General features: G+C 57.4%; 7 protein-coding genes. All 7 read right to left on the reverse strand.

What is annotated here, in order from left to right; all coding sequences use genetic code 11:
- Window positions 1-13 precede the first annotated feature (13 nt).
- Entirely contained in the window at window positions 14-1,591 is a 1,578-nt protein-coding gene (gene tssA / locus AC19YY_RS13835; RefSeq protein WP_172311681.1) for a type VI secretion system protein TssA, read from the reverse strand.
- The gene (locus tag AC19YY_RS13840; protein ID WP_500604367.1) at window positions 1,588-4,959 is read right to left on the reverse strand and encodes an ImcF-related family protein; all 3,372 of its coding nucleotides are present in this window, start codon (window positions 4,957-4,959) and stop codon (window positions 1,588-1,590) included. The genes tssA and AC19YY_RS13840 overlap by 4 nt, the downstream gene beginning before the upstream one ends.
- 9 nt (window positions 4,960-4,968) lie before the next feature.
- The gene (locus AC19YY_RS13845) at window positions 4,969-6,201 is read right to left on the reverse strand and encodes a KPHS_23130 family T6SS system protein (protein ID WP_170041197.1); all 1,233 of its coding nucleotides are present in this window, start codon (window positions 6,199-6,201) and stop codon (window positions 4,969-4,971) included.
- Window positions 6,202-6,203: 2 nt separating this feature from the next.
- A complete protein-coding gene (locus AC19YY_RS13850) occupies window positions 6,204-6,467 on the reverse strand; it encodes a PAAR domain-containing protein (protein WP_038846786.1) in 264 nt (87 codons plus the stop codon).
- Window positions 6,468-6,612: 145 nt separating this feature from the next.
- Window positions 6,613-7,140, reverse strand: coding sequence for a hypothetical protein (locus AC19YY_RS13855; RefSeq protein ID WP_170041196.1), 528 nt, complete (start codon window positions 7,138-7,140; stop codon window positions 6,613-6,615).
- Window positions 7,121-9,676: an N-acetylmuramidase domain-containing protein gene (locus AC19YY_RS13860; RefSeq protein ID WP_500604368.1), complete on the reverse strand. Its 2,556-nt coding sequence runs from the start codon at window positions 9,674-9,676 to the stop codon at window positions 7,121-7,123. The genes AC19YY_RS13855 and AC19YY_RS13860 overlap by 20 nt, the downstream gene beginning before the upstream one ends.
- A 58-nt stretch (window positions 9,677-9,734) precedes the next feature.
- Window positions 9,735-9,830, reverse strand: a 96-nt coding sequence (locus tag AC19YY_RS13865; RefSeq protein ID WP_339493108.1) for a transposase domain-containing protein, incomplete at its 5' end; no start/stop codon positions are given.

The following is a 9,830-nucleotide window of genomic DNA, read 5'->3' on the forward strand; positions in this document are numbered from 1 at the left end:
TGATGTAGGAGGGTTAGCCGCAAAGCACTGCGGCGCGTACCGGATCGATGGCTACCAACGCCGCCAGCAAAGCTTCCATGCGCCGCGCCAGGTTGGGTTTGTCGGCGTCATTGCGCTGGGCTTTCACCCGCAGCAGTTTGAGCAGCCGCGCTTTGACCTCGAAATTCAGCTCGGGCTCCCACTCGGCCAAGGCGTGACGTTGCGCCGTGGCGTCCAGTTCGGCCAACAGATGGATGGCCAGGTCGCTCTTGCTGTACTGCTCGGCCACCCGCGCCATCAACAGGCGCAGCAACCAGCGTTGGCGCCCGGTGTGGATACCGGGGCGTGCGGCCAGCCAGGCCAGCGCCTGATCCACGCCGTCGCTGTCAGCCTGGGCCACGGCCTCGCGTTCCAGAGACAGGATGTCGGTATCGCCAGTGGTCGGTGCCGCCGAGGGTACGGGCAACCATTGCTGGGGCTGGTTGCCGCTGACGTGCTGGGCGATCCACTCGCGGGTGGTCTCATCGGCGAAGGGGCTACCGTCGCTCCAGCACAGCACCTCCAGACCCGGCAGGCGCTCAAGGAACATGCCCAGGTCACGCTTGGCGATATCGGCCCAGCGATCCTGCGGCGCGGGTTGTTTGCTCAGGGCCTGATACAAGAACCACTGCAGGTCCAGCCAGAAATGGTTCACGCCCTCGGCATAGATCCGCTCGACCTGCTCGATCAACTCCGACCAGTTCTGTTGCAGGTACAAACGTTTGAGCTGTGCCCGGTATTCACCGCGCGGCGGCGCCAAACGCGTGTTGCCGTTAGCCTCCTGAGGGGGTGTCTGATGCACGGTGTCCCAACGCAAGCTCTTCATCAACCGATGAGCCGCCAGCCAACCCAGAGGCTGCTCACGCAGGTAGCCCGCCAATGCCCGACCGCTGTCCAATAGATCACGCCCGGACTTGATCTGCGGCGCTGGCGCATGCGCGGTTGACTCATGGCTGGCGGTGTTCTGCGGCACCAGCGCGTCCATGCCGCCGGACTGCGCCAGCCTCGCGGACAAGGCGGCATACAATGGCGCCAAATCAGGGCGCTGCTCCTGCGGCCACAGATTCAGTCCGCGCTCCAGCCAGGCCAGTGCTGCGGCAGTACGTTCGGCCTCGGCCTTGACCACTTCCGGGTACAGCGACAGCGTGTCGAGCACCTTGCCACCGGCCAACCATTCCAGGGCCATCTTGCGGCTGTTGGGGCGGATGGGCAGCACCGCGTCGGCAAAGCGTTCTACCAACGCCGCCAGCAGACTGAGACCATCGGCCAAGCCGACTTCGCCGTCCTTGTGCAAGCGTGCCCACAGGTAATAGGTGGCAACGCGCAGGTCCTTGCAGCTGTGGGTCAACAGCTTCTGCGCCAGTTGGGCGACCTGCTCGGCATCGGCGCCCGAGAGCTTGTTGACCTCTTCGCGCATGCGCTGGAAGTCATCGTCGTAGCCGGGGTCTTCGCCGACGGGGGAGTCGGTGCTGATGGGCTGCAACCAGGGTTGCCATTGGGTGGCCTGTTCGCGGGCGACGGACAACGCGTCGCGCTCGCCGAGGCAGCGGGCGATTAAGGTGCGTAGGCTCATGGGAAACTCCCGTTTTGCGCATAAGGCGTTTCGGCGGCGTTCTCGCTGAGAAATATCTGCCGGGGCAACTTGAAGCCCCTTAATTTGAGCAGGGCCAGCGGCCCGGCATCCAGCTCAGTGCGCAGGTGCCAGATCAGGTTCAAACCATCGGGCGCTTTGAGTACCATGCGGTAGCGACTGTCACCGTCGTCCAACGGCGTGACCTTGGCTTTTTCCAACAAGCGGATCAGGCCCCAGGTGCCGGGGTAATCGCCGAACAACCGCTCGCCGGCCAGCAGACTGGTCCAGCTCAGGCTGACGCCGGGATAGTCACTACGCCCCGGCCAGTTGAACCGTTGCCAACTCTCCTTCTGGTTGAAATACTGGTGCTTGTCGCCGTTTAGGATGAAGGTGGTTTGCACCACATCGCGCACGGGCTTGCCTTGCAGTTCAAAGCTCAGCCCCATGCCCCCATCGGTGTAGAGCACATCGGCCAGGTCGCTGAGCTGGTTGATGGCGGTCAGAAATTGCGGGTTGAAGCGCAGCCCTTGGCTATGGCGCGGATCAGCCACCCACCGGCTACCCTCCTTGCGCAACACGCCGCTCAATTGCCGCTGCAAAAACTGCTCGATGCGGCCGGAGTCTGCGCGGATCATCTGGCCCAGCATCGGTAAGGACGCATCGCTGGCAGTGGCTGTAAACGGGTAGCGGCTGGCGAAAGCATCGTCCCAATGGCTGACGATCGAGCGTTGCCACTGGCTGTTGATCCCTGCCGCCGACGGTTGCAGGACGCGTTGCCAGGCATGCTCCAGCGGCTGCACGAATAGCGTTTGCGCCGCCCCGCCCCACTCTGCCCCCAGGCTGGCGGCCATCAGGCTGCCGTAGGATTGGGTGTCGGTCAGGTCGATGCTTTTACCTTGAAACACGGTTTGCGCCAGTGCCTGGGTCATTTCCAGCGGATCGGCCGCCGTGCTGACTTGCTGCAACTTGAGGCGTACCCGTGTTACCCGCGTGAGGAATGCCTGGAGGCTCAAGCCATCCGTGCTGTTCTTGCCTTCGGGGCCTTTGCCCAACAGCGCCAGCAATGGGCCAAAGGTTGCGTCCAAGGGACTGCTGGGTAGGTGGGCCAGTTGGTCAATCAGCGGCGCCTTGTCCTGCCCAATCAGCTTTTGCGCGGACTTCATGAGCGAGTCGGCCAGCGCCTGGGTTCGGGTGCCGGCCTGACCGTGATAGGCCACGGTATTCATCAGCGCAATCAGTGGGGATTGGCGCACGTCGCTCATCAGCGTCAAGTGGTCAATCACTTCGACGAGGCTCCCGGCCTGCTGCCAACGCAGGCTATTGAGCAGATCCAGCCAGGCACTGGCGTAGTCCTGGAAGTACCGTTCGGTGAGCCGCTCACGGAGCTGGTCCGGGCTCAAGCGGGTGTCGATGTCGGTGGGTTTGTCGCTGAGTACCCAGTCGATTTCCTCGCGGCGGGCCTCGGCGATCTCGTCGATGGCTTGGCGCACCTGGCCCTCCCAGGCCTGGCGGGTGAATACACCCGGCACGCTGGCATCGGTGGAGAACAGGGCCAGGCTATCGGTGTCACCCACCAGTTGGTGAAGGCCCAGGCCCGGGTAGTGATTGGCGGCATCATCGAGCAGTTGTTGGTACAGGCTGGCCTCGGCATTGCGTTGGCCTAATTGGCCGAGCAGTACCTGCCGGACTTGCGCGACCAGCCTGGGGTCGGCCTGGATGCGCCAGCCAGGGTTCGCGGCCAGGTGTTCGCCATAGAACCGCCACAGGTTGGGCGCCAGGCTTTGCCAAAGCCCTGGTGATATGCCTGTGCGTGTAGGCTCAACGTCGCTCAGGGTTGTGACCAGGAGGCTGGCATCGGCTTTTTCCGGGCGCGCCATCATCAAATAGGCTTTGAGCTGGGCGTAGGCATCGCGGGCACGTTCAGCACGTTCAGGGCTGTCCGGGGCCAGCCTGACCAGCGCGTTGAGCTGTTGGCGCAACGTAGCGGCGGCCGGGTCGCGGATCAGGCGGTTGTTGGCCTCCACATAACGTGGCCACAGCGTTTCAAGCAGTGCTTGATTTTGGTTCAAGCCAAAGCGTTGGTACCACGGAGCGCCGCCCTGGACGCGATCATCCAGGCGTGCCAGCTCGCGGACCAGTTCGTTGAGGGCCTGGAGTTGTTCGTCACCTGGCGAGGAGTGTTGCAGGGCAGTCAGTGAGCTGTGTATCTGGGCGATCTGCGCGCGGTTGCTGACGAAAGACAGCAGCAGACCCGCTCCCCACAGCACGGCCAATCCCAAGGCCAGCGCATAGGTGATCCGGTGTGCGCTCCAGCCCAATCGACGGCCACTGGCCGCTTTATCGTTGAGAACGCCTTGCCAGGCCGTATTCACCGGCCAAAAGTGTTCAAGCGTGCTCTCAACAGGCGGCACCGGCAGACTGAACCATAGGCCGCGTAACGGTACACCGCGGGAAAACGCGCCCATTAGCGGCGTTAGTACCTGGCGCCATCGGGCAATGCCCTCGGCCTGTAAATCGCGGGACAGCCGCAGGAGGAAGTCATGGGTCACGGCATCGTGCATTTGCGCAAGGCCCGCACGGCGCAAGGGGTCGAGCAAACTATCCAGACTGTTTTCTAAAACCAAGGGAGTGACACGTGATGGCAGCAGGCAGCCCACGGGCTGGCTATCGCGCTCCTCCTGAGACCATGCACTGTCGCCGATCTGCCACAGGTGCAGCGGCAACTGCCAACGCAACGCACGGGCCAGGGTTTGCAGGCGACGGGCACCGGCGCTCATCGCGGCGGCATCGGTGCATTGGTCTTTGCTCAATGCCCAGACCACCCCATTGAGCGCACGCCTGCGGCACAGGCCGCGCCACTGCAAAAGCAACGCGTCTTGCGGTTTACCTTGGATGCTACCGGCCCACAGCAGCACGGTGTTTTGCCCTTCCAGCCAACGCTGCTCGCTCAACCCTGGGGCAATCGCCTCAATCTGCTCAGGCTCACCGACCACCAATAAGAGTCGAACTTTGCGCCGCCAGAAGAAGCCATAGCGTTCTCGAAGATAAGCACCATTGGGAACGGCACTTTGCGCAACCTGAGCAACGTGAGATTTAGGACGGGCCGCTTGCGGCTGGAGGTTCTTTGCGTCCTGCTTGCGATACGCCGAACGCCCCAGCTCACGGCCCAGCAAGTGGTAACCCAGCAGAAACAGCACCACTATCAACGTGGTTGCAGCGATCGCCAGCAGCCAAAAGGACTGGCGTTCGCTGCCAGGCTGAATACCCAACCAGTCCGGGTAGCGCCATACCATCACCCCCAGCAGCGTGCCAGCCAACAACAGCATGCCAGCCAGCACCCAGAAGCCTACAATGCGTCGAAACTGCATTCGAGATCCCTATTTCGAAAGCGGCAGCACAGGCGTCATCGCTGTGCTCCAGAGCCCTGCATCAGTGCAGCCGCTCCCGCTGAAAATAAACTGCGGCCCAGCGCCGCCCTGCATGGTTTGTGTTGCAGCGGCAATGGCCAGCCACGGTGCGGCTTTGCCTGAGTAGCCCAGCGATATGTCCAAGTCGTGGATTCCTTGGTCACGCGTCACCGACATGGGCACCTCACTCAGTACGGTGTTTATCGCCGCGTGACGTTGTGCCTCTATTCCTGCCCGCCAAACATGGCGCACCGATGTCGCATCCACCGGTCCCCAGTTCAAGGCTTGCGTCACGGCGTAGTGCAACGCTTCAGTCGATGGTTGCTGTTCAAGCTCCGGTCGATGCAGAACAGCCACAGGAGGCAAAGTCGTTTGCGTCAAACGGTTGCCAAGCAGCAACCCCACTACCACCTCACCTGTTGCCTCGGGCTGCTTCGGTGCGAAGTGCACTGCAATCACCAGCAGCAGTGCCTGATCGTCGTTACACTCATCGAGCCACTGGTCCAGCGCGGGCAAACCACACCCCTCCAAGACGACGAGCGTTTGACGGATACCCGACTTACGCAAAGCCTGTTGCCATACACGGTCCCATGCGCGATCCAGCAAGCCGCTCTCGACCTCCAGCAACACTGCCAGCGGCGTTTCATCAGGCAACTGCTTCAATGACGGCGCCAGTTCGATAAACAACTGCCCCAGCGTGCGCAGCAATGCAGGCTCGGGGTCTTCATTTACATCGCCAGCCAAACGGCTATGACGTAGCGTTACGCTATCCCGTCGGGCGGGTTGCGCCTTTAGGGCTTTGATACTCCCGAGCAACGCATCCATCTGTGCTGCAGGGCTTTCGTCCGGTTTGCGCAAGGCTGTATGCAGGCTTGCGCTCAATACCTCCAGTGAGCGCCGCCCTTGGCGAACTCTCTGCACCAAATCATGCTCACGGGCCTCATTCCAACCATCTGCCGCGTGTTGCTGGCCGAGATACAAGAGCACCCTTGCGGAACTCAGCACACACCAGCCCATAAACGGGATGCCCAAGGCCAATCCCCAGAACATAGGCGGCTGCTGGCTTACCGGTGCAGTACTGAACAGCAGCGCCCCCCCTCCCCCCGACAACAGGAAGAGCACCAACAGACCAAGCCACCGCCACATACGAGGACGGGCCGGCCGAAGCGCCAGGGCCGGTACCTGGTCCATCCTGACTGGCATAGTTAGCTGGCACCTGCAACGGGCAGCGATGAAATCAACGTACAGCCACAGGCACAGGCGTGCCCTTCAAAGGCAATCGGGATGCCGTTGTCACGAAAGACCGGGTGGCCCTCGGAGATTTCAGTACGGCCATGGCCTGGGATCGGGCAGTCCACGGGGTCGCCTTCGCGGGCGACGCCGATACCGCCGAATTTCATGGTGGTGGAGCCGGAGAGAACTTCACCTTCACCAGTTGTTTTGTCGCCTATGCGGATGATGCCTTTCATGCAATACACCTCTTTTAAAAGACCAATAAAATAAGTAAGTTGGAACGCAAACTTTAGACCCAACAAACCCACAAAGTTAAAAATCAAACTTCCACTTAGCACACCCTTCCCACGAATTTATACACCCGTACGCTTAAATACAAAATCACTTAGTTACACACCCCAAAGCATCGTCGACATCACACTCCAAGTGGGAAATAACTTTCTCAAGATCGTCTACATATATTTTCCCACATGACACTTGCGCAGCCGAATTTTTAGATGTATCAAAAACCACTACTCCTGCACTTCTCGCACCACCTCCAACACCTTCACCATCGTAGTTACTATAAAGACCATACACATAAGAGCCGATGTTAAATTTAATTAATTTGTAGTCAGCCTGATAGCGAACAAAGTGGTTCGACTTGAAAGCATCAAAAACAAAACCCTCCTCAGGAAAAGCAAGCTCTATATTTTTTTCTCGACCAAAGCGATACTGAACTCCAGACAACGCCCCATCAATATAGTTTGGACAGAGTGCAAGGTCTCTTCCTCCGCCAACTTGACACTGAAATAACGCGGCCCCGCCATCACAAATTTTTTCCGGCATTGCCCATACTGGGCCAGTCCAGAGCATTGAATAAAAACAGAATAAGGCCTTAACAAATAAATCATAAGCCTTTAAGCGCATTATAGTTATCCCTCATCTTTCGATCATACCCTTTTTGAGCAGGGCCATTATATTTAAGAGCAAATCTTAACCAATCTTTTCTTACAATCGCCGAAGACAGTACTGCATCAAATTTTATAAAACTTACGAATGCCTTTAAGTGATTTTTCTCAGAACAATTAAGGTCTCGTACAAATTCTTCAACAGAGGAATATCCAGCGTTGGAAAAATATCTCCCCATAATTTGAAAACGCCCCCATGACGCGGATTTCAAAGCCTCACTAGCACTCAATCGATAGGCCCTAACCATCTTCCCATATTGTGCTGAGTGGAGGCCATAACCACCACTAACAGGGGATGATATATCCGGATCCGAATGATCAAACCGACCACCTGTTAACTGATGAAAGTAGTGCCGCTCAAACAATATAGTTGCAACCTTATCGTCCTCCGCCTTCGTAAAATAACTTCCTAAAGAGCCTGTCTCTGTAATTGCGACAGCCTTTATTGCTTCGACTTCACAACCAAGCGTAGCCGCCGCCAAAACAAAATCACTTTCTTCAATCACCGAGCCGTCATACAACTCCAAGAACCTCAGTTCCGTTTTAATGCCATTTATAAAAATTTCCGGGTGCTTCTTTACGTTACTAAACCATCCCGCCAGCCCCACCGGATGAAAGTGATAGACCTTCCCATCCACCGGCAAACCAACCTTATCCGCCACTTCTCCCCACCAACTAAGCTGTTTGATCCGCTCCTTCTCCGCCAACCAGTTAATATGCGGAGTCGAGCCACCATGACCAAAAATCTCATCTAATCCATCCCACTTTTGCGGTTTGTAATACCACTCGCTCTCGCAACAGATAATTAACCGCGAGATCGACTGGGCGTGCGCAGGTATTCGAATTGCCGCTTGTATTTCCTCCGCGGTCATTTTCTTATTGCCATCACGATCAATGATGTGGCATAGCCGCTCCTTTATCGGCCCTGAGTCCCCCGCATCAGCTAACGCGCCATAGCGTTGGAGTTGCTGATCCGTGAAACGCTTAAGTGATCGAAGGAACGCCGCCATAAAGGCAGGTGCAGAGGTATAGTCCGTGATGACAGCATAGTCTTGCCATTCCCATGGACTGACCCATGGAGTAACGCCCACTTCCTCGCGCACCCAGCCATTCAATAGCTTGTTGTCGGTATCGTTGAGAAGCTGATTAAGGCGATACCAGTTGTAAGCCTTGCGCCCTGCCATTGCAGGCACCGTGATTTTCTCTGCGGCAGGCAAACTATCAAGCAAGCTTTTGGGAACCAACAAATCGGTACCGCTTACCGCATCAGCCGTACTGAAGGTAGGTAGTTGTTTGGCATTGAAATGGTCTTGATGGGCCACAACGGCAGTACCCTTGGCAAGCTTCAGCCAAGGCTTACTCGTAGTGGGCAAACTCAACGCCCACTTGCGGCAGTCTTCGATGAATTTTCCCACATCATCTTCACTGAACACCTCAAGGTGCAGCTTCTGTTCCGGCCTGTCAGCGGCATAGTCCTGGTACCATCCGATGTGGCCGATCATCTCTCCAGCCTTGATGGGCAGCGGTTCACTTAGCACATGTACGCCGTCATACTGGGGGACACGCAGACTTTGTAGCGACTTGATATAGACGTATTGAGTGATGTGCTCCAACTTTCGAAATTTGCCCTCACCATTGACCTTGACTTGGGTTCCGGTCGGCAGCTTTTGGCCAATGGTTTTACTTTGAACCGTCGGATCGACATGAACGTTCAAATCACCCTTGAGGCGATACTCTCCCTCCCCAATAGATTCTAGGCGGTCGAAATCAACGTACCCAAGCAACGAGCCGTCTTCGTTCTGCAGATAACTTGGCCCCGTGGAGCTTTCCAGTTTGCGGAAATCACCTTCGCCGCTGACCGTTACCTGTGCCCCTTTCGGCAGAAGATCGAGTACTTTACCTTGGTGCGCCCGATGACGAACATTCAGTCCGTACTGTTTGGGAGTCCCGGCACTTACATCTTTCGCGGTCTCCGGAACGAAACAAATTTTACTCTCCGGCCAAAAGGAAGGTCGGTCAATGGTTAAATCACTTTCGTAGGTCGCCCCGTCCTGCAAGTGCATGTACAAACTGTAGAAAAATAGACTGCGAGGAGGAGACTCCGTCTCTCCCTCAATCGCAGGTGGCTCAAGTCGGTGACGGACGAGTACAAAGTTACGAGAGTAAGGCTTCATCAAATGCAGTTTATTGACGACATAAACTGTTTTTGCTGAGTTCCGATCAATACAGTAGGCCACCACCTCACCGTCGGCGATACAGTGCACACTGGCTTTATCTAAACTGCTCAACGTACCGCTGTCAAAATGCACACCGCCATGCCAAAGACCGCCCACTCCCAGCGGGTATGAACCCGACGCTGCATTGGCCAGCTGCGTTAGTTGCTCTAGCGGATTGCTCTTTTCCTTGAACGGGTGGCTCCAATTTTTTATTGCCTCAGGTCGCAACTTGGCAGTCACTGGCCCCATATTTCGGAGCCGCTTTCCATCCGGCGTCAAATAGAGCGGCTCCTGCGAACCCTCCGATGTATGCGTCCGGGCATCACGCCTTGCGTGATTAAACCGGCTGCCACTTATGCGGAAGCAACTGATCGATTTCACTCGCCCGCTGCGTCGGCAGGCGCGTGAGGACGTCCTTCAAATAAGCATATGG

Source organism: Pseudomonas sp. MF09156 (genome assembly GCF_059862305.1).

What these genes read in the sequence shown, in the direction of transcription:
- tssA (WP_172311681.1), bottom strand. Translation starts at nt 1,591, where the DNA reads ATGAGCCTACGCACCTTAATCGCCCGCTGCCTCGGCGAGCGCGACGCG.
- AC19YY_RS13840 (WP_500604367.1), bottom strand. Translation starts at nt 4,959, where the DNA reads ATGCAGTTTCGACGCATTGTAGGCTTCTGGGTGCTGGCTGGCATGCTG.
- AC19YY_RS13845 (WP_170041197.1), bottom strand. Translation starts at nt 6,201, where the DNA reads ATGCCAGTCAGGATGGACCAGGTACCGGCCCTGGCGCTTCGGCCGGCC.
- AC19YY_RS13850 (WP_038846786.1), bottom strand. Translation starts at nt 6,467, where the DNA reads ATGAAAGGCATCATCCGCATAGGCGACAAAACAACTGGTGAAGGTGAA.
- AC19YY_RS13855 (WP_170041196.1), bottom strand. Translation starts at nt 7,140, where the DNA reads ATGCGCTTAAAGGCTTATGATTTATTTGTTAAGGCCTTATTCTGTTTT.